This is a genomic window from Oceanobacillus kapialis (genome assembly GCF_044790185.1).
In the GTDB taxonomy this organism is placed as follows: Bacteria; Bacillota; Bacilli; order Bacillales; family Amphibacillaceae; genus Oceanobacillus_B; species Oceanobacillus_B kapialis.
The window spans coordinates 3,539,256-3,559,206 of record NZ_CP085256.1 but is presented as its reverse complement, the minus strand read 5'-3'; the positions used below and the strand labels follow the sequence as shown (position 1 = coordinate 3,559,206).

At 41.2% G+C, this 19,951-nt stretch carries 19 protein-coding genes; 16 read left to right on the top strand and 3 right to left on the bottom strand.

Annotation, left to right across the window (positions count from 1 at the left end):
- Positions 1-672: 672 nt before the first annotated feature.
- The 8 genes from LG273_RS18325 (at position 673) to LG273_RS18290 (ending at position 8,448) form a co-directional block, all read left to right on the top strand.
- On the top strand, positions 673-1,353 hold the full coding sequence (locus LG273_RS18325; RefSeq protein WP_404459594.1) for an MBL fold metallo-hydrolase: 681 nt from the start codon (positions 673-675) through the stop codon (positions 1,351-1,353).
- Positions 1,354-1,365: 12 nt separating this feature from the next.
- Entirely contained in the window at positions 1,366-1,929 is a 564-nt protein-coding gene (locus LG273_RS18320) for a TetR/AcrR family transcriptional regulator (protein WP_404456507.1), read from the top strand.
- A gap of 69 nt (positions 1,930-1,998) precedes the next feature.
- Entirely contained in the window at positions 1,999-3,399 is a 1,401-nt protein-coding gene (locus tag LG273_RS18315; protein WP_404456504.1) for a right-handed parallel beta-helix repeat-containing protein, read from the top strand.
- 156 nt (positions 3,400-3,555) lie between these two features.
- On the top strand, positions 3,556-5,106 hold the full coding sequence (gene nikA, locus LG273_RS18310; protein ID WP_404456502.1) for a nickel ABC transporter substrate-binding protein: 1,551 nt from the start codon (positions 3,556-3,558) through the stop codon (positions 5,104-5,106).
- Positions 5,107-6,054, top strand: a complete 948-nt coding sequence (gene nikB / locus LG273_RS18305; protein ID WP_404456500.1) for a nickel ABC transporter permease — start codon at positions 5,107-5,109, stop codon at positions 6,052-6,054.
- Positions 6,051-6,893, top strand: a complete 843-nt coding sequence (nikC, locus tag LG273_RS18300) for a nickel transporter permease (RefSeq protein ID WP_404456497.1) — start codon at positions 6,051-6,053, stop codon at positions 6,891-6,893. Before nikB ends, nikC begins: the two co-directional genes overlap by 4 nt.
- Positions 6,890-7,696, top strand: a complete 807-nt coding sequence (locus LG273_RS18295; protein ID WP_404456494.1) for an ABC transporter ATP-binding protein — start codon at positions 6,890-6,892, stop codon at positions 7,694-7,696. Before nikC ends, LG273_RS18295 begins: the two co-directional genes overlap by 4 nt.
- The gene (locus tag LG273_RS18290; protein WP_404456491.1) at positions 7,690-8,448 is read left to right on the top strand and encodes an ABC transporter ATP-binding protein; all 759 of its coding nucleotides are present in this window, start codon (positions 7,690-7,692) and stop codon (positions 8,446-8,448) included. Before LG273_RS18295 ends, LG273_RS18290 begins: the two co-directional genes overlap by 7 nt.
- 82 nt (positions 8,449-8,530) lie before the next feature.
- Here LG273_RS18290 and LG273_RS18285 read toward each other — a convergent pair whose 3' ends face one another.
- Positions 8,531-8,929: a hypothetical protein gene (locus LG273_RS18285; RefSeq protein ID WP_404456488.1), complete on the bottom strand. Its 399-nt coding sequence runs from the start codon at positions 8,927-8,929 to the stop codon at positions 8,531-8,533.
- Positions 8,930-9,115: 186 nt separating this feature from the next.
- Here LG273_RS18285 and LG273_RS18280 point away from each other — a divergent pair, with 186 nt between their 5' ends.
- The 4 genes from LG273_RS18280 to LG273_RS18265 are packed head-to-tail and all read left to right on the top strand — an operon-like array spanning position 9,116 to position 13,884.
- Positions 9,116-9,898 (top strand): ABC transporter ATP-binding protein, encoded by a 783-nt coding sequence (locus tag LG273_RS18280; protein ID WP_379560178.1) that lies wholly within the window; start codon positions 9,116-9,118, stop codon positions 9,896-9,898.
- Positions 9,899-9,902: 4 nt separating this feature from the next.
- The gene (locus tag LG273_RS18275) at positions 9,903-10,910 is read left to right on the top strand and encodes an NAD(P)/FAD-dependent oxidoreductase (protein WP_404456485.1); all 1,008 of its coding nucleotides are present in this window, start codon (positions 9,903-9,905) and stop codon (positions 10,908-10,910) included.
- Positions 10,911-10,913: 3 nt separating this feature from the next.
- A complete protein-coding gene (locus LG273_RS18270) occupies positions 10,914-11,894 on the top strand; it encodes an ABC transporter substrate-binding protein (RefSeq protein ID WP_404456482.1) in 981 nt (326 codons plus the stop codon).
- Between the two features lie 4 nt (positions 11,895-11,898).
- The gene (locus LG273_RS18265) at positions 11,899-13,884 is read left to right on the top strand and encodes an iron ABC transporter permease (RefSeq protein WP_404456479.1); all 1,986 of its coding nucleotides are present in this window, start codon (positions 11,899-11,901) and stop codon (positions 13,882-13,884) included.
- Positions 13,885-13,941: 57 nt separating this feature from the next.
- On the opposite strand, the gene LG273_RS18260 is transcribed toward LG273_RS18265, so the two are convergent.
- Positions 13,942-14,715 (bottom strand): SDR family NAD(P)-dependent oxidoreductase, encoded by a 774-nt coding sequence (locus LG273_RS18260; RefSeq protein ID WP_404456476.1) that lies wholly within the window; start codon positions 14,713-14,715, stop codon positions 13,942-13,944.
- Positions 14,716-15,084: 369 nt separating this feature from the next.
- Here LG273_RS18260 and LG273_RS18255 point away from each other — a divergent pair, with 369 nt between their 5' ends.
- Entirely contained in the window at positions 15,085-16,641 is a 1,557-nt protein-coding gene (locus LG273_RS18255) for a histidine kinase N-terminal 7TM domain-containing protein (RefSeq protein WP_404456474.1), read from the top strand.
- Positions 16,642-16,680: 39 nt separating this feature from the next.
- Here the strand turns inward: LG273_RS18255 and LG273_RS18250 are convergent, their stop codons facing one another.
- Positions 16,681-17,001: a hypothetical protein gene (locus LG273_RS18250; protein ID WP_404456471.1), complete on the bottom strand. Its 321-nt coding sequence runs from the start codon at positions 16,999-17,001 to the stop codon at positions 16,681-16,683.
- Positions 17,002-17,129: 128 nt separating this feature from the next.
- Here LG273_RS18250 and LG273_RS18245 point away from each other — a divergent pair, with 128 nt between their 5' ends.
- The 3 genes from LG273_RS18245 (at position 17,130) to LG273_RS18235 (ending at position 19,941) form a co-directional block, all read left to right on the top strand.
- Positions 17,130-17,972, top strand: coding sequence for a DeoR/GlpR family DNA-binding transcription regulator (locus LG273_RS18245; RefSeq protein ID WP_404456468.1), 843 nt, complete (start codon positions 17,130-17,132; stop codon positions 17,970-17,972).
- Between the two features lie 250 nt (positions 17,973-18,222).
- Complete coding sequence (locus tag LG273_RS18240) at positions 18,223-19,080, top strand: carbohydrate ABC transporter permease (protein ID WP_404459591.1); 858 nt, start codon at positions 18,223-18,225, stop codon at positions 19,078-19,080.
- 18 nt (positions 19,081-19,098) lie between these two features.
- Complete coding sequence (locus LG273_RS18235) at positions 19,099-19,941, top strand: carbohydrate ABC transporter permease (RefSeq protein ID WP_404456465.1); 843 nt, start codon at positions 19,099-19,101, stop codon at positions 19,939-19,941.
- Positions 19,942-19,951: the final 10 nt, after the last annotated feature.

Genomic DNA, 19,951 nt, shown 5'->3' with positions numbered 1-19,951 from the left:
GGAGTATATAACGACTTAATCTAGTATTAAAGCTCTAAAATAGTTATTTATTCTTAATAGAGAACGAAAATGCTCTAAATCTCTTTAAATTACTTCTACTATCATTCAATTGTGCATTTTTTTAAAAGATAGATTTAGGTTACAATGAATAAATATACAATTTAGCTGGGCAGGCTTTCTGAAAAACAGTACAGATGAATCAGCCCTTGTTGTTGCTTGTTTTGTGGGTTATGCAAGTGAATATATATAGATTTTTAATGAAGCGATAAAATCAAAAAAAGAATTGTAAACGAATATTTATGAAATTAATATAATATTTATAATATTTACATTAGGCTAATGTAAACCCCTATTATTCGTTTTTCTAACTAGCTTTTCGAAAAATTTCAATACTAGTAGCGAGAGCGCATTCTTATAAATGGATGCGCTTTTTGGGTTCATTTCTGATAAATCAATTAGTCGAATATTAGTTTAAAAAAAATATAAAAAGCTTGATAAACTAACAGCGTTAGTTTTATAATCAAACTAACGCTATTAGTTTTTGAGTTAGTTCGCTATGCAATATGGTCCCACAAGTCTTAGCAGTTTAAACAAACCAAACCTTACTACCCCGACCACAAATTTAAAAATGAAAAAAAGGAGGGCTATACAGTGGAGAACCTACATCCTGTGATGTTCTTAAAGAGGATTTTTCCCGTTAATTGTTATTTAATAGAAGAGGATCATGAGTTAACACTTATTGATGCAGCATTGCCGTATAGTGCAAAGAAGATTTTGAAAACAGCTCAGAAAATAGGGAAACCTATAACTAAAGTTATCCTGACTCACGGGCATGGTGATCATGTTGGTGCACTTGATCAAATAAGAGAGTTGCTCCCGCAAGCGAAAGTATTTATTTCAGAGCGGGACGCTAAATTATTAGCAGGTGACCGTTCTCAGGAACCTGATGAGCCTCAGACCCCAGTACGGGGAGATATTCCTAAAAATATAAAAACGAAGCCAGATGTTTTGATTCAGGAAGGTGATCGGATTGGTTCACTGGTTTCAATTTTAACTCCTGGTCATACACCAGGATCTATGTCATTTTTTGATACGAGAACGAAAGCTATGATAGTGGGGGATGCTTTCCAACTTCGGGGTGGTATAGCAGTAGCAGGTCAAATGAGGTGGACATTCCCATTTCCGGCAATGGCTACATGGGACAAAGAGCTGGCACTTGAAAGTGCGCGTAAAATCGAATCATACCAGCCTTCGTGTCTCGCTGTAGGACATGGAAGGCCGTTAAAGAATCCTTTGAACCAAATACGATATGCAATAATTAATGCGGAACAAAACTTACAAAAGAACAAATAAGGAGAGGTTATATTGTCGCCTAGACCAGGATTAAATCAACAAAAGGTTGTTGATGCAGCAATTGAAATAGCGAGCCACAGCGGGATGGAGTCAGTCACCATGCATGCTTTGGCTAAAAAGCTAGAGGTACGGCCGCCTTCATTATATAACCATATTAAAAGTTTAGAGGATTTGCGACAGCAATTAGCGCGGATTGCAATAATAGATCTATATAACAAGATGGAAGAAGTAGCGAAGGGAAAAGTAGCGGTTGAAGCACTTACTGCAATCTCCAAAGCATATATAGAATATGCTCAAAAACAGCCTGGTTTGTATGAGGCAACTTTAATTAAATCAGGTAATCGTAACCTGGATGTAAAAGACACAGGAGATAAAATTGTTCATTTATTAAAGGGGATCCTGGCTGACTATCATTTGAATGAAAAAGATACGATCCATTTTATAAGAGGGTTTCGAAGCATATTGCATGGCTTTGCTACATTGGAGCAAAAGAGTGGCTTTGGTATTCCAATTAGTATTGACGAGAGCTTGGACTATGTCATCCAAACGTATGTCAATGGGATTAACCAGGATTAAGCGGAGGATAGAAAGTAACATTGAATTTTTGCATAACAGATGAAGAGATTCTTTATAGGGAGCGACATCATGAAAAAAGTAACTGTAGCGATGACTCTCATAGTCGTAACCATTGTTATCATTGGTATTTCTATAGTAAGTAATGGGAGTGCAGATAATGACAAGTATATCTATGTAGCAACAGATGGAAGTGACGACCAGAATGGGACAAAATCAGAACCTTATCGAACATTAAACAAAGCTGCTTCAGAAGCGAAGCCAGGAGCAATGGTCTATGTAAGAGGAGGAACGTACAAAGAAAAGCTCGAGGTAGAGTACAGCGGTACGAAGCAAAATCCAGTTGTTTTCCAGCCTTACAAGCAGGAAGAAGTAGTGATCAGCGGTAAGGAACTGGATAATATGGAAGGTGATACAGCTCTTGTCTCAATAAACAATCAAGACTATATTACGATTCGTGGCTTTACACTGGAAGATCTTACAACAGACTTAGCAGATGAAACCGTAATGGGAATCCTTGTTACGGGATCAAGCAGCCATATTACATTGGAAAATAACCATATAAGACAGGTGGAGACCCATGCAGATGGTGGGAATGCCCACGGTGTCGCCGTGTATGGTACTGGCCCCATGACAGACATCACCGTTTCACATAATACAGTAGAAGATTTGCAGCTGGGAGCAAGTGAAGCTCTAGTATTGAATGGCAATATTGACGGCTTCAACGTAGAAGGTAATATGGTTCGACACAACGACAATATTGGAATCGATCTAATTGGGTATGAAGGAATTTCCCCTGAACGTGACTATGTACGAAACGGGTCCGTGAAAAATAACGTTATACATGACATATCTTCATACGGCAACCCTGCATATGGCGAGGACTATAGTGCTGGTGGGATCTATGTCGATGGTGGGAAAAATATAACGATTGAAGAAAATACGATCTATCATAGCGATATTGGAATCGAGGTAGCTTCAGAGCATGCTGGGAAATATGCGGACCAAATTAAGATTCTCCATAACACAGTATATGATAACTTTTATACAGGTATATCAATTGGCGGGTATGATGAGGAACGTGGAGGGACCAAGAATTCTATTATCTCCAAGAATGTCTTGTACCGAAATGATACTGTAGGTCTCGGTGGTGGGCAGCTTTTAATGCAGCATGACACAAAGGATAATATTATTGAAAAAAACATTCTAACTGCTGGACCTTCCAATCTATTCATTGCCAACTATTTTAAGACAAATGAAGGAAACACATTATCTCGTAACGTGTTCCATAAAGAAAAGGATAAAGCAGCCGTTTGGGTATGGAAGGATGAAGCGATTACTACATTCTCAGATTTTAAGACTGCTTCCAATAGTGACGCTCAAACAAGTTATATTAATCTCGACTATATTGATCCTGAAAAGGGCGACTTTCGGTTGGCAGAAAGCAACCTTATAAAAGAAATTATAGAATAAAAAAATCTAGCAGCTTGCTAGATTTTTTTATGTCAAGGAACCCAAAAGGAAAAAAACCTGCAAACTTTTAATCTAAAAGTATATTTATTCTTGGCAAATCGTAATTGTTACGGTACTATGTAAATCGTAATCATTACGGTGGGGGGATAAAAAACCATGCAATTTTATAAAAATTTATTACTTAAGAAGTTTATTCGTGTTATAGGCTTGTCCTCATTTCTTATCATTTTATTAGCAGCTTGTAGTAGTGACGAAACTGGAGGAGAGAATGAGGACAAGCATCTTCATTTTCTATATAACTTCGCCACCAATTCACTTGACCCAAATGTAGACTCTAGTTATGTACCAATTAGAGCAGGGATTACGGAAACGTTAGTACGTTTAGATGAAGAAAACCTAACGATAAGTCCTTGGTTAGCGGAAAGCTGGGAAGGAGATGACGGGAAAAATTGGATCCTGCATCTTCGGGAGGATATAACATTCCATAATGGAAAGCCAATGGACGCCGAAGCGGTTAAGGCATCATTAGAGAGGACGATTGAAGAAAGTTCAGCAATGAAAAATGCCTTAAAAATAGAATCTATTGAAGCGGATGGTTATACATTACATATCACGACATCAGAGCCTTTTCCTGAATTTGTTTCAGAACTGGTAAACCCAAATGTTTCTATTATTGATGTAACAGAGGAAGATATCATCAACCATCCAGTAGGAACAGGTCCTTTTGAACTTGCATCATTTTCTCCTGGCAGTAAATTAGAAGTAACGCGTTATGACGATTATTGGGACGGGGCATCTCCGTTAGACGGGGTAACCTTCTCTTTTAATGAAGACGCCAATGCTCGTACAATGGCATTGCTGTCAGACCAGGTAGATATTGTGTACCGTCCAGAAGTGGAAAGCCTTGGAGAGCTTGAAGCAAAAGGAAATATTACGGTAGAATCCACTGCCACATTCCGTGTTCATCAAATGACCATGAATATGGAAAGAGAAAGCTTAAAAGATGTAAATGTTAGAAGAGCAGTAGATGCCTTGATTGATAAACAGGAAATTGTAGATTCTATTCTACTAGGACACGCAGAGCCAGCAAAAGGGCCATTCCTGCCTTCCTTGCCATTTGCCCCAAGCTATGGTGATAAACCATCAGGACCGGATGCAGCAAAAGAGTACTTAGAAGAGGCTGGCTACACAATGGAGGATGGTGTCATGCAAAAGGATGGTGAACAATTATCCTTTACATTACTCACTTATCCAGCACGTGCTGATTTACCATTAATTGCCCAAGTGTTTCAATCAGATGCAGAGCAGCTTGGAATAGATGTTGAGATTAGACAAATTGATATTCCAGAAGAATATATGGCTTCAAATCGTGACTGGGACCTTGCCACGTATAGTAACTTAACAGCACCACGCGGGGATGCGGGCTATTATTTGAATGCTACCTATCATCCAACTGGGGCACTAAACTTTAGTGGAGCAGAAATACCAGAGCTCACTGCTATCATTGATGAGTTAAACCAAACGGTGGATCAGGAAAAACGTAATGAGCTGGCTGAGCAAGCAGCAGATTATGTGGATGAGAATGCCATCAATTCCTTTGTGCTTCATCCTTATACAATTGTTGCTTATAACGATGAAAAGGTGAAAAATTGGGTCACCACAAAAAGTGAGTATTATATGATTACCAATGAGCTGGATGTGAAATAAATGCTTCGTATTATTGTACGAAAATTTTTGGAAGTATCTTTCTTTATATTGTTTATCACGTTTATTGGGTTTGCTTTTGTACGAATGGCACCAGGAGATCCGGCATTAACTATTCTGAACGTTGATGAGCTTTCTGTGAGTCAAGAGCAAATAGAGACATTGCGCGAGGATATGGGTTTTAATGATCCCTTGCTCGTTCAATATGGAAGATGGCTGTTGGATTTCGTGCAGCTCGATTTTGGTGAATCCTACGTGACAGGCCAGAAGGTAACGGACATGATGTTAGCGGGGCTTCCGGCAACGTTAGAGCTTGGCGCTGGGTCGCTTATTGTGATGATCCTGATAGCCTTGCCTTTAGGGTCCTTGTCGGCACTATATCGAAATAGCTGGGTTGATCAGATAAGTCGCTCATTATCCATTATAGGGGCAGCAGTTCCAAGTTTCTTACTTGGACTGTTGCTCATTGATCTCTTCGGCGTTCGTTTGCAATGGCTGCCTACAATGGGAAGAGACGGATTCCTGCACTTGCTGTTACCATCCTTGACTCTCGGTTTGGCCATTTCCAGTGTTTATGTTCGTTTGCTTCGCTCGAGCTTACTGGATGCCTATGGTCAGGAATTTATTCAATCAAGCAGGGCACGAGGCATCCCGGAATCTCGGATCTTTTTCCGGCACGCCTTTCGCTATAGTCTTCCACCAGTTATCACCGTATTTGGTGTTAGTATTGGTAGTTTGATTGGTGGGGTTCTTGTTATTGAAGTACTGTTCGCCTATCCTGGGTTAGGCAAGATGGTAGTAGATGCCATAAAACAACGTGATTATCCATTTATTCAGGGCTACATCCTGCTTATGGGCTTGGTGGTTTTCCTTGTAAATACATGTGTAGATTTGTCTTATCGATTTTTTCACCCTGAGGTAAGACAGCAAGAGAAGGAGAACGTAGAATGAGAGGAATAACGAATAATACCGTACAGCTAAGCAAATGGAAAAAGGGAACGTTTATCGTTGGGATTATAATCCTATTACTTAGTTTACTCTATACATTTCTATACTTACGACATGATCCCAATTTTGTAGACATGGGCAACCGGTTGGCTGGATCAAGCCTTACGCACCCATTAGGGACAGACCATTTAGGAAGAGATATGCTGACAAGGCTATGGATGGGCACGCAATATACGATTGGCTTCAGCTCCTTGGCATTATTTGCTGCCTTATTAATTGGCATTCCCATTGGCTTAATCTCCGGTTATTTTAAAGGAATCACTGATAGGGTGTTCATGCGTATAGCAGACGCCTTTTTGGCCTTCCCGGACACGATCGTCGCCATTGTCCTTGCAGGATTACTAGGACCGGGGATCGGCAATCTGGTGTTAGCTATCACGTTAGTAAAGTGGGTAAATTATGCCCGCCTTGTTCGAAGTACAGTACTGGCAGAATCAGAAAAGGAATATATTTGGATTGCAAAGCTGAACGGTCTACCAGCCCGGAAGATTATGTCCAAGCATCTATTTCCGCACGTGATCGGACATGTTCTCGTGATGGCAAGCTTGGATTTTGGGAAGGTAATTCTATTAATCTCTGCTTTTTCCTATATAGGCCTAGGAGCACAGCCGCCAACACCTGAATGGGGAGCGATGTTAAATGAATTGCGTCCATTTTTTAGCTCGATGCCACAATTAATGCTCTATCCAGGGTTTGCTATCGTATTAGTAGTTCTTTTTACAAATTTACTTGGTGATTACCTTAGGGATCGATTTGATGTAAAGAAAGAAGGCAGCGTATGATTCTCTCGATTGAAAATGTATCCGTTAAGACAAAAACACATACGATTGTCGACAATGTTTCCTTATCCATTCAAAAAGGGGAATGGTTTGCGCTTGTAGGTCAAAGTGGAAGTGGAAAAAGTATGCTCTCTCAAGCAGTTGGCCAGCTTTTGCCCCCGTCTCTTCAGGTAGAAGGAGAAATTTTATTGGGCGATACCTCTTTAACCTCACTGGATAAGCGTGATATCCGAAAGATTCGTGGAAAACGAGTCACCTACATTTTTCAGGATTATGCTGGTTCCTTTACTCCTTTTCGGACAATTGGTCAGCATTTTAAGGAGTTTATGCAGGTACAGGGTATTTCGTCTGTGGGGGAGCAAAAAGACCGGATAGCGGAGGCGCTTGTATCCGTTGGGTTGCCTGCTGATTTGGCTGGAAGATATCCTTCCCAGCTTAGCGGTGGACAGCTCCAACGGGCGTCTATTGCCCTTGCGTTACTTTTTTCACCAGAGCTTGTAATTGCAGATGAAATGACGACTGCTTTAGATAGTGTGTCAGGGCATCGAATTCTAGAGCTTTTGCGGAAAAAGCAGGAGGAAACAAATTGCGCAATCCTGTTTATTACCCATGATTGGCGGCATGTTCGAAAATACGCCAATCGTCTGGCGGTCATGAAGGAAGGTGAAATAGTAGAAACAGGTGGAAAACATCGTATCTTGGATCATCCTCAGCATGCATATACAAAGGCATTAATTGAGGCAGCGCCGTTGCTGAAAAAAGGCTTACCATCAGGATTAGATCAGGAGGAGGGGCATCTATGTTAGTTGATGTACAAAACGTAACCAAATCCTATCGAGGAAAAGATAAGGTCCTACGCGATGTTTCATTTGGGCTTAACAAGGGAGAGTGCCTCGGCCTGGTTGGGGAAAGTGGCTGTGGAAAAAGTACGTTAGCAAGATGTTTAATGCGTATGGAAACCATTGAAAAAGGATCTATCCTTTTTAACGGGGAAGCTATTGAAAAGCTGCCAGAACGAAAGCTCCGTTCCATTCGCAAAAATATGCAAATCGTCTTTCAAAACCCGACTGCTTCGTTAAATCCTAAACTCAAAATAAAGGATTCTCTAATGGATGCTTATGATCAACTAAAAGGTGAAGCAGATTTAACCTATTTTCAATACACCTCAAGGGAAGGGTTTGTAAAGCAATTACTGGAAGCCGTTGAACTTCCGGGGGATTTAGCAAACCGCTACCCTCATGAATTGAGTGGGGGACAACGCCAACGTGTGACCATTGCCCGTGCAATCAGTATTGAACCAGAATTAATCGTGCTTGATGAACCAACAGCCAGCCTTGATGTCCTATCACAGGGTGTCGTATTACAATTGTTAACCGATTTGCGCAAAAGGCTCAATTTATCATATTTGTTTATTTCCCATGACTTAGCTGCCGTTCAGCAAATGAGCCAACGCACAATGGTCATGAAGGATGGCTCTGTGGTCGACGTATTTGATCAAGAACATATATTTTCCGAGGCTCGCCACCCTTATACGAAAGAGCTCATTTCCATATTTTAAAATTTTGTAGGAGGCCATCTTGTGTAGATGGTCTTTTTTGTGGGTGGAGTGGAAGGATCTATAGGAGGAGCAGTTCAATTGGTTAGGTGTTGTGTAATTGATCATTGGTGCTGTTTATTAGACCAGGGGGGAGCGCAATCAACCAAGGGTGCAGTGTAATCGACCAATGTTGGAGTGCAATCAACCAAAGCTGTTGTGCAATCAACCAGTGGCGCAGAGCAATCGACCAATGGTGCAGCGCAATCAACCAAAGCTGTTGTGCAATCAACCAGTGGCGCAGAGCAATCGACCGATGGTGCAGCGCAATCAACCAAAGCTGTTGTGCAATCAACCAGTGGTGCAGAGCAATCGACCGATAGTGCAGCGCAATCAACCAAGGCTGTTGTGCAATCAACCAATGGTGCAGTGTAATCGACCAAGGCTGTCCTCCAATCAACCGATGTAACAGAGCAATCAACCACCGAAAAACCCAATCAACCACCAGCCCACCCAATCAACCAATAAACTCGCCCTCCCCCCTAACCCAAGCTATTCTTCAACACCCTCTACACCTCTCTACTAAAAAAGACCCACAGAACAGTGAAAACTTTGCGAATTCAATTGACAAATCACGCATATACCTATAGTATCGATAGTAATGATAATCATTATCAATTGAGGTGAATACATGATACATGTAGAAGATGTGCAAGTTGGATATGGCGATGCACTTATTATAGATTCGTTAAACCTTACAATTCCGAAGGGGAAAATAACGACGGTTATCGGTCCAAATGGCTGTGGGAAATCCACATTAATTAAAACGATTGCCCGTATATTGAAAGCCCAAAACGGTGCAATTTATTTGGATGGAAAAGCGATTAGCCGAACCTCTACAAAAGATATAGCACGTAAGATGGCCATCTTGCCGCAATCAGCAGAAGCGCCTGCTGGTTTAACGGTAAGGGAGCTAATTACATATGGTCGCTTTCCGCATCAATCGAAATTTGGAAAGCAAAGGCAGGAAGATTTAGATGCGATTGACTGGGCACTTGAAGCAACTGGGTTAAGTGATCTGGAAAAACGCCCGGTAGAAGCGTTGTCGGGCGGTCAGCGCCAGCGCGTCTGGATCGCGATGGCTTTGGCCCAGGATACAGAGGTCGTCATTTTGGATGAACCAACTACGTACCTGGATATGGCTCATCAGCTTGATATTTTACAGCTCCTGGATAAACTCAATCGAGAACAAAACAAAACAATCGTGATGGTACTTCATGATTTAAACCATGCTTCACGGTTCTCCCATCACCTTATTGCAATGCGTGATGGCAAGGTAATCCATGAAGGTGCGCCACACCAAGTGATGACAGCGCCAAACTTACAGGATGTTTTCCAGATTCAGGCGATGTTAACGGTCTGCCCGTTTAGCCAAAATCCGATATGTCTTTCCTATGGCATGAAGGAGGCGTAGTTCTATGTATGATGTAACAATAGTTGGTACGGGTCCAGCAGGCTTGTATGCAGCATTTTATAGCGGTCTGCGCGGTATGAAAACGAAGCTTATTGACAGTCAGGCTGTACTAGGTGGTAAGATCCATGCCTACCCGGAAAAAATGATCTGGGATGTTGGCGGCATGCCACCACTTTTAGGGGAGCAGCTTATTACCCATCTTTCTGAACAGGCGGTTCTCTTTGACCCTACGGTTGTGCTGAACTCGAAAGTGGAAGGGATTTCACAGCAGGATGAGGGATTCCTACTATCTACGGAGAATGGGGAAAATCACTCCACAAAAACGGTTATTCTCGCAACAGGAAGCGGTATTCTCACACCGAAAAAGGTAGGCTTACCAGAAGAGGAAAGGTTTGTGCATACCAATTTACACTATACAGTCAAATCGTTGGCGCGTTTTAAAGATAAAGTTGTGCTGATTTCAGGTGGTGGTAAATCGGCAGTAGATTGGGCAAACACATTGGAACCAATTGCCAAAAAGGTTTATGTCACGTACCGCAAGGATCACTTTACAGGACATGAAGCAGACATCCAAAAGCTCTTGGACAGCTCTGTAGAAGTAATCTATGAATCTGTTATTACAGGGTTAAATGGGGTAGAAAAGATTGAAAGTGTGACGTTAAACCACACAGAACAGCTTCCTGTCGAAGAGGTGATTATTAACCACGGGTATGACATACAGAATGATTTAATTGAGAAAAGTGATGTAGTGATCAACATGCATCCAGAGTATGGCATACAAGGAACTAGCATGGGTGAAACCTCTGTACCAGGAATTTACGGTGCAGGTGATGCCATCAATTATGACGGAAAAGTAAATTTAATTGCCGGGGCTTTTCACGATGCAGCAAATGCGGTAAACCGCGCAAAGCAATTTATTGAGCCTACTGCTGTTAAAACAGCAATGGTCTCCTCACATCATGAATCCTTCAAAACGAAAAACAAAAAAATATACGCAGAATTGGAGTTATAGATCATGAAAAAGCTATTATTTATTTTATTTGTTGGAGTTTTAGTATTAGCAGGTTGTATGCAAGAGGATAATGCCGAGTCTGGCTCATCGGATTCAGGATCAGATGATGCAGCAAGTGAAAGCATTGTGATTGAAGATGGATTTGGTGAACAGGAATTTGATCAAGTGCCAGAAAAAGTCGTTGCACTAGAATGGAGCATTGTGGAAGAATTATTGGCTGTAGGTGTACAACCAGTTGGTGTGGCAGATATTGAGGGCTTTAATAAATGGGTTAATATTGATGCAGAATTAGATGATAGTGTAACAGAAGTTGGATTACGTACAGAGCCGAACATTGAAGAGATTGCCAAGCTTGAGCCAGATGTAATTGTTGCTATGACATATCAAGAAGAAATGAAAGAAGAACTAGAGAAAATTGCACCGGTTGTGATGTATGATAACTCCACAGAGGAAGCAATGTCAGACCTGTATGCATATACGTTACATACATTTAAGCAAACAGCTAAATTAGTTGGGAAAGAGCAAGAAGCAGAAGAGCATATTACTAGTTTAGAAGAACGTATGGCAACTGCAAAGGAAAATGTGGAAGCGGCGAACCTGCCAACAAACGAATTTGTTTTCACTCAAGCCTATTCTGTAAATGAGGCACCAACATTCCGTTTATTTACAGAAAACTCTACGGTTAGTCATGTGCTGGAAGGTATTGGATTAACAAATAAAATTCAGGATCAGGATCCTCAGCCTAGTGGATTTATTGAAGCAAATGTAGAAGGCGTCTCCAATTACGAAGAGGCATTATTCATTCATACGGTACAGGAGGACGATCCATTATTCGATAACCTCGAAGGGAATAGTGCCTGGAACGGCCTACATTTTGTGGAAGAGGATTTATTGTATGACGTGGGGGCAGGAGTGTGGACATTCGGTAGTGTGTTATCAATGGAAACATTGATTGAGCAGCTAGAAGAAGCACTCGTGAACTAATGCTATGAATGTAAAAGCAACGCTATATTTCATTGGAAGTATCCTATTGTTTCTTGTCCTTGGACTCATTCACGTGAGCCAGGGGCAAGCTTCAGGAGGATTTTTCGCTTTTTGGACAGAGGTTTGGCAAGATGAACAACAAATGAATTTCCTATTACATAGTCGCATGCCCCGTTTCGTAATTGGTTGTCTTGCGGGTGCTGCATTAGCGGTAGCTGGTATGCTACTGCAGACAATGACGAAGAATCCCCTTGCTAGTGCAAGTACGTTAGGAATACATGCTGGGGCGTATTTTTTCGTTGTCTTCTTTACTATTTTCTTTCCAGGTATTAGTGGTGCATCTCCAATTGCTGTCACAATGGCAGGAGGCGTATTGGCGGCACTTTGTGTGACGTTTCTAGTAGGGAAATCACTAGACCCAGTGCGTATTGCTTTAACAGGGATGATTGTAACGATGCTGTTCTCCTCGTTTACGAGTGCGTTGCAATTACTTTTTCAAAATGAGGTTTCGGGGCTTTTCCTCTGGGGAGCAGGGACCTTATTGCAGCTTGATTGGGGCGGGGTGCAATTTGCCGCACCATGGATTATTATTACGTTAATCGTTGCACTGCTTGTAAGTCGTCGCTTTGATATTTTGCTGTTAGGGGATGAAACGGCAATTGGCCTGGGTCAAAATATTACATTAAGCAAGCTGTTAGGATGGGTTATTGCGATTTTACTGGCAGCCGTAACAGTAACTGCTGTTGGTCCAATTGGGTTTGTCGGCATTATTGCACCGCACTTAGTCCGTCTAATGGGCTTTCGAATGCACCGAACAATGATCTTGGGAAATATTGTAGTAGGGGCCAGTTTGTTAATTGCAGCAGACATTTTAGTGCGTATTGTTTCGCAAACGTCTGAACTGCCAGTTGGCGCAATGACAGCGATTGTTGGGGCTCCATGGCTTGTGTACTTAGCATTGAAAATGAGTTCGCAAACAAAAGCTGCTGGGAATGCATTGGAAGGAAAAGTTCGGATAACCCGCTATAAACTGTTCTATCCAATCTTAGCCGTAGTGACGTTATTGATTATCGTATTGAGTCTATCCTTCGGTGGCACGAGCTTTACGAAGCTGCTCGAATTGCCACAGGAGATTATGTATAACAGCTTTGTTTGGGACTTCCGGGTGCCGCGTGTTTTTGTTAGCTTTGGTGTAGGAATGATGATGGCGATAAGCGGGATGCTTATGCAAGCAGTACTGCGAAATCCACTTGCAGACGCTTCTGTGCTTGGTATTACCTCTGGGGCTAGTGTTTTTGCGGTATTACTTATCGTTGTTTTCCCTCAAGCACCTTTTGTGTTCATACCGTTTGGTGCACTGCTTGGGGCTCTTATTACGATGGGAATTATTCTAGCAATTAGTGCACGGAGTGGTTTCCAGCCGATGATCCTTCTGTTAATGGGGATTGCCTTCTCGGCTGTAGGGGCTGCTATTATTCAGATTCTATTGGTGAAAGCCAACGTGCATGCCAGCCAGGCTTTAACATGGCTTGCTGGGAGCACATATGGGGTCGATTGGGGACACTTTATTATTTTCATTATCGTCATGCTCATTGTCCTACCCATTGTCATTACTTTTGCCACAACCTTCGATATCTTAACGTTTGGAGACGGCATTTCCATTGGTTTAGGTGTGAAAACCGATCGTATGCGTTTATTAATGATCGTAATTGGTGTAGTATTGGCGGCTGTTAGTGTATCCATTGTGGGAACCATCAGTTTTGTCGGGTTGCTTGCCCCTCACATTGCAAGACAGCTTGTCGGACCAAAATTACTACGTTTATTGCCATTAACGCTAGCGGTTGGCGGGATTTTACTATTATCAGCTGATTTTCTTGGGAGATTCCTTCTTGCGCCAAAAGAAATTCCAGCAGGGATTATCGTCTCGTTAATTGGAGCGCCATATTTGCTTTATTTATTGAAGAAAACAAATTCGGTGAAGAGTAAATAGAAATAGCATCCTCTCCCAACAGGGATTGGATGCTTTTTAAAATTGGTTAATATATTTTTACGTGCTTGCTGTTAAGCCGCCATCGACACGGTATTCAGAGCCTGTAATAAACTTGCTTTCGTCAGAGGCTAGGAAAAGAACAAGGTTTGCAATATCCTCTGCTTCTCCGTAACGCGCTAGTGGTATAGCACTCGTTTGTTCCTCTTTTGAGCTTTCAGGGTCGTTAGGATTTTGCCCTTTCTCAATGGAACGCATCATGCGTGTGTTAACGGGCGATGGGTGAATGGAATTTACACGAACTCCTTTGTCCGCTACCTCAAGTGCTGCTGATTTGGTTAAGCCGATAATAGCATGCTTAGAGGCGACATATGGAGCAAGTCCAGGGAAACCACCAAGTCCGGCAACAGAAGAAGTATTAATAATACTACCACTTTCCTGATCAGACATGACAGGAAGGACATGCTTCAGACCAAGAAATACCCCTTCGCCATTAACAGCCATCACTTTTTGATAGTCTTCTAGCTTCTGTTCAGCTATTGGGGCAACTTTTCCTTCAATTCCGGCATTGTTAAAGAAAATATCGATAGACCCAAATTGTTCCTTCGCTTTATTTACATATTTTTTAACATTTTCTTCATCAGTGACATCTGCTTCGATTACGGCTACTTCTCCATATTGGTCTAAATTGTCTTTCACGTCGTTTAACGCTTCCTGGTTCATATCTACTAATAGTACTTTTGCACCTTCTCTTAAAAAGGTTTCTGCTACTTTTTTGCCGATACCACCTGCGCCACCTGTAATGACTGCAGTTCTTCCATCTAATCTAGGCATAAAGCTACCATCCTTTCTTTCTTTCTTTCAAAATTTACCCCGCCTTAACTGGCAGTAAGGCAAGAAGGCGGGAAGCAATCAAGTATTAAGTGGGGGATCAACTGCCAGTAAAGGTCCGATTCGTTCAACTAACATTTGGTGGGGAGGAAGGGAAACCCCACCAAATGAAGCTTCACTTTATCTAATCTAGTTAATATCTCCTATATTGTTTCTGTACCCGAAATAGTTTTGATAAAACATGAGGGTTAAGCATGTATAGGAAAAAGAGGAGTTCAAAACTTAGTTAAATACTTGCAAAACCCCCCCACTTTTACTAGTTTTTATGCTACATTTAAGGAAAACCAGTGTTTAAAAAGAGGGTAGAAAAGAATGAATTCGGCATTGACCGCTTATATAACGCTTATTTGTACCTCTGGTGTGTTCAATATGTATTTGTGTTTCCGTGTCTTTGCAAGGCGCAGGCGATATACGGGGGTCGCTACATATTTTGTCCTTTACACGATAGTTATTACCATCTATTGTTTTACGGCGGCATTTAGCTTAATGGCTACGAATCTGGAAGAGATAAAGTTTTGGACGATCATGCAATATACAGCAATGCCTCTTTCCTCGCCGCTAGGTTTATTGTTTACCATGCGTTACTTAGGAATGAAAATGAAACGAAAGACATGGATTTTCCTTCTTATCATCCCTGTTATTAGCCTCTTTATGGTCGCTACGAATGATTTGCATCACTTGCATTATCGTGTGTTTGAAATTGACCCTAGTCTCGGTACACCTTTTATTCATATAGAGATTGGCCTCTGGTACATCATTCATGGTGTTTTTACCTTCACTTGTATGTTTATCGCATTCTTACTTGTGGTTTATCGCTGGAAGGAAACAACAAAGAAGTATCGTCCACAGCTTCTCGCCCTGCTGATTGGCCAGCTCGTTCCTATGCTAACAGCCTTTTTATACTTAATTGGCACCACCCCTCCAGGTGTTGACCCTGTCCCAATGGTCCTTTGGATAACATCTATTCTCTATTTATGGTCAATTAGTAGCTCAAGTCTACTTGCCATCACACCAATTGCTAAAAATACTATATTTAATAGCATTAATGATGGCGTTATGGTACTTGATGAGTCGTTTCGGTTAATTGAATTTAATCATGCAGCAAAGCTTTTGTTCCCCGGTCTAAAATCGTCCATGTATGGAATGAAGGCTAAAGAGGTATGGCTTGCTTTAACTGAGGCACCCCTCCCTGCAGCTTTGGAGACAGCTCATTATACCGGAGAAGTAGAGCTGGATGAGCAAATGAATCGTGTTTATCAAATTCGCACAGCCTCTCTACAAGCTGAGCTAAACAGCAAGCGAGAAGGGTTGCTATGGATTTTTACCGATGTGACGGAAGTGAAAAAGCTACAGGTTCAATTAGAGCACCAAGCTTACTATGATGAGTTGACGCAAGTGTTAAACCGCCGTGCTTTTTTTGAAAGATCAGAGCAGGAATATAGGAAAGCAAAGGAATTGGGCAGTGCTTACACCGTTATTATTATGGATGTCGACTATTTCAAGCGTGTTAATGATACATATGGCCATTATGTCGGTGATCAATTGCTAAAGCATGTGGCCCAATTTTACCAGAAGCGATTAAAGGACATGCTTTTTGCCCGTTACGGAGGGGAGGAATTTGTCGTGGGGCTGAAGGGGATGACAGCCGGTGAAGGGGAAGCAATAGCTGAAGAATTAAGACAGGCCATTAGTAGAGAACCTTTGGCTACGAATGAAGCTGTTATCTCTATTACCCTTAGCAGTGGAGTGGCAGAAGCGAAGTATGAAGCTGGAGAAACATTACAGGATTTATTAAATCGTGCAGATAAAGCATTATATGAGGCCAAACAGAATGGTAGAAATAGAGTCAACGTGTACGAGACTGTATAGAAGAGAGGCAATGAATGGATGCCTCTCTTCTGTAAGGATTTATCCTTTTAAAGAAGCTAAATCTTCTTTCGTTAAAGGCTGACCATTAACGATAATCATCTGGCTAAGGGTTATCTGATCCCCAAGCATAACCGATTCAGGTAAGACACAAGGGATCGGCTGCTCGACAGGTTTTCCTGCCACATCATAAAACAAATAGCCTTCTTTCTCATCTACTATAAAGGAATTAATTTTCATATTAGGGGTGATGAGCAGCGTTATCTTTTCTTGCTCATTCCATATCACTTTCAGGAGCGTTTTCTTTTTTGTTTTCTTTTCCACAAATGCTTTTAAGTCTCTTAATGATACGGTCTCTTGCATGCGTTGACCTCCAGGTTGTTATGGCTTGCTACCTTCAACTTTAGCACAGAATTTGTTTAGAGGTAAGCTAATCCCCAGCTACAATAACCTTTTTAAAGAAAAGTTAATACATAATTTACAGTACATAAATGGTAAATATTATCCGACCAATGCTACGATGTGAATGTGGATTTATGTGGATATTATTTGATATAGAGGGTGTGTGGGATATGCTAATGAAAGAGAGGCAGGAAAAAATCGTCGAAAAGCTGCATGAGTCGAATTTCGTAAAAGTTGGAGAGCTTATTGGCCTTTTTAACGTGTCTGTGGAAACCATTCGACGTGATCTGGAGTATCTTGAGTCAATGGGAAAATTAAAACGGATTCATGGGGGAGCTGTAGTAGAAAGGGATAACTCTGAAGAAGAGTCCTTTGTCACGAGGGAAAATATAAATGTACGAGAAAAGCAGGAAATTGGTGAGTTGGCGACTTCCTTTGTACAAGAAGGACAATCTATCGCGATGGATGTAAGTACAACTAATACGGAGTTTGCAAGGGCGTTGAAAAAGAAATTTAAGCAATTAACTATCCTAACAAATTCGCTCCCTATTGCATATGAACTCTCGACCATGCCACATTATACAATCATTATGGTTGGAGGGATTTTGAGGAATGAGGAGTTGTGTGTAGTTGGAGATATGAGTGAGCAGTTTATCTCCCAATTTCATATTGATACATTGTTTTTAAGTATGAGCGGTATTTCCCTCCATTCAGGGTTAACGGATTATGGCATTCAGGAATGGAATATTAAAAAGAAGCTATTAGAATCGTCTAAGAAATGTTATGTTGTGGCAGATAGCAGCAAGTTTGATGCTGTATCACTATTAAAGGTATGCTCGTTTAGCGAAGTGAATGGCATTATTACAGACAGTTCTTTACCAGAGAAGATTAAACAAAAATACGTGGATATCGGTGCAACTATTATTAACTAGTGGGTGCACTTTTAATAGAGAATACATAAACACAAAACGCCCACTTTAATGTGGGTTTTTGTGTGGGAAAATGTTGGTATTTACACATACTTTAAGGTTAGTTAATACTTTCTCCATATTTATTCCCTACAATCAAAAGTGTAGAAAATAGATTAAAGGAGGTGGATTATTGTTGGATACTGTGATCACCAAAACGAAAAATAAGAAGAAAGGTTTGGAAGGAGTACGAGCGAAAAAGCGCAAAACACGGATGTTAACACCATGGTTGTTTGCCTTACCAGCATTAATTCCTCTGGTGGTGTTTTGGATTTATCCCATGCTCCGTTCTTTATGGATTAGCATGACGGATTGGGATTATATTAGCCCTGATTATGAGTTTGTTTGGTTTAATAATTATGTCCATCTCTTTAAGGACGCTGCGTTTTACGATGTACTGTGGAACACGCTTTATTTTTCTGTTGCTACCGTTATTCCAACAGTAGTAGGGGGATTATTACTCGCATTACTACTTGTAAAAAAAGCAATGGGAATTGGTTTTTTCCGTACCATTCTCTTTTCCCCTTGGGTAACCCCGACAGTAGCCGTCTCCATTGTCTGGTCATGGATATTTGAACCTACAGCTGGACTGGCAAACTGGTTATTATCTGTTTTTAATCTGCCAGGCTTGGAATGGACAAGCAGTTCTACATGGGCCATGCCGGCAATTATTATCGTCACGGTATGGAAAGGGGTAGGCTGGGCAATGATTTTTTACCTGCATGCCTTGAAAAAGGTTCCAGAAAATTTATATGAAGCATCAGCAATGGATGGAGCATCTAAGTGGAGACAATTTATACATATTTCCATCCCACTTGTTTCGCCAACTACCCTGTTCTTGGTGGTAGTTACAACTGTAGAGGCATTACAAGCCTACGATCAGATTCAAGTTATGACACAGGGAGGTCCTGCTGGCAGCACACGAACATTGCTTTACATGTATTATCAGTTTGCTTTTGAGGAGTTCAATATGGGTAGAGCAACAGCAGTTGCAACCGTGCTTGTACTCATAACGGTCATTTTGTCACTGCTACAATTTACAATTTCCAGACGCTGGATTCACTATCAATAAAAGAAAAGGATGAAAACTATGATGCTACGACTTCGAGCAACCTCATCTTTAATAGCCAAGTACGGGTTGTTAATCATTCTCAGTTTAATAATGTTCTTTCCTTTTCTGTGGATGGTAATTAGTGCGCTCAAAACAAAAGATGAGATTTGGAGCTTTCCGCCAACATGGTGGCCAAGTGACCCACAGTTCAGTAATTTCTTATCAGCATGGGATCTAGCTCCTTTTGGTCAATATATTTTTAACAGTGTATTTACAGCGGTAGTGATTGTATTAATCATCGTAGTTAATTCTGCCATGATTGCCTATGCCTTTACACAGTTCCGCTTTAAAGGGAGAAACACCTTATTCGCTATCATTCTCGGAACGTACATGCTTCCGGTAGCAGCAACCTATGTACCTAGCTACGTTGTTTTAGCTGATTTGGGTTTGTTGGATTCCTTCACAGGCATTATTATTTCAAATGCCGTTAGTGTGTTTGGGATATTCCTCTTGCGCCAAGCATTTTTACAGGTTCCACGTGATGTAGTGGATGCTGCCAAGGTAGATGGTGCCAATCATTGGTGGATATTATGGAGGATTTTCCTGCCATTAACAAAACCATCCTTCGTTACATTAGGACTCATTAGCTTTGTACAAATGTATAACAACTACCTATGGCCTTCTCTTTTAATAAAAAGTGAAGAGAAGATGCTGATCACCCAAGGGGTTCAGCAATTCTTTATGGAAGAAGGCGGTTATGGCTTGCAATGGCCGTTAATTATGGCAGCTAGCACATTTGTAATTCTGCCGCTGCTACTATTGTTTCTATTTGCACAAAAGTGGTTTGTATCTGGCATTACGGATTCAGGAGTAAAAGGATAAAAAAGGAGGA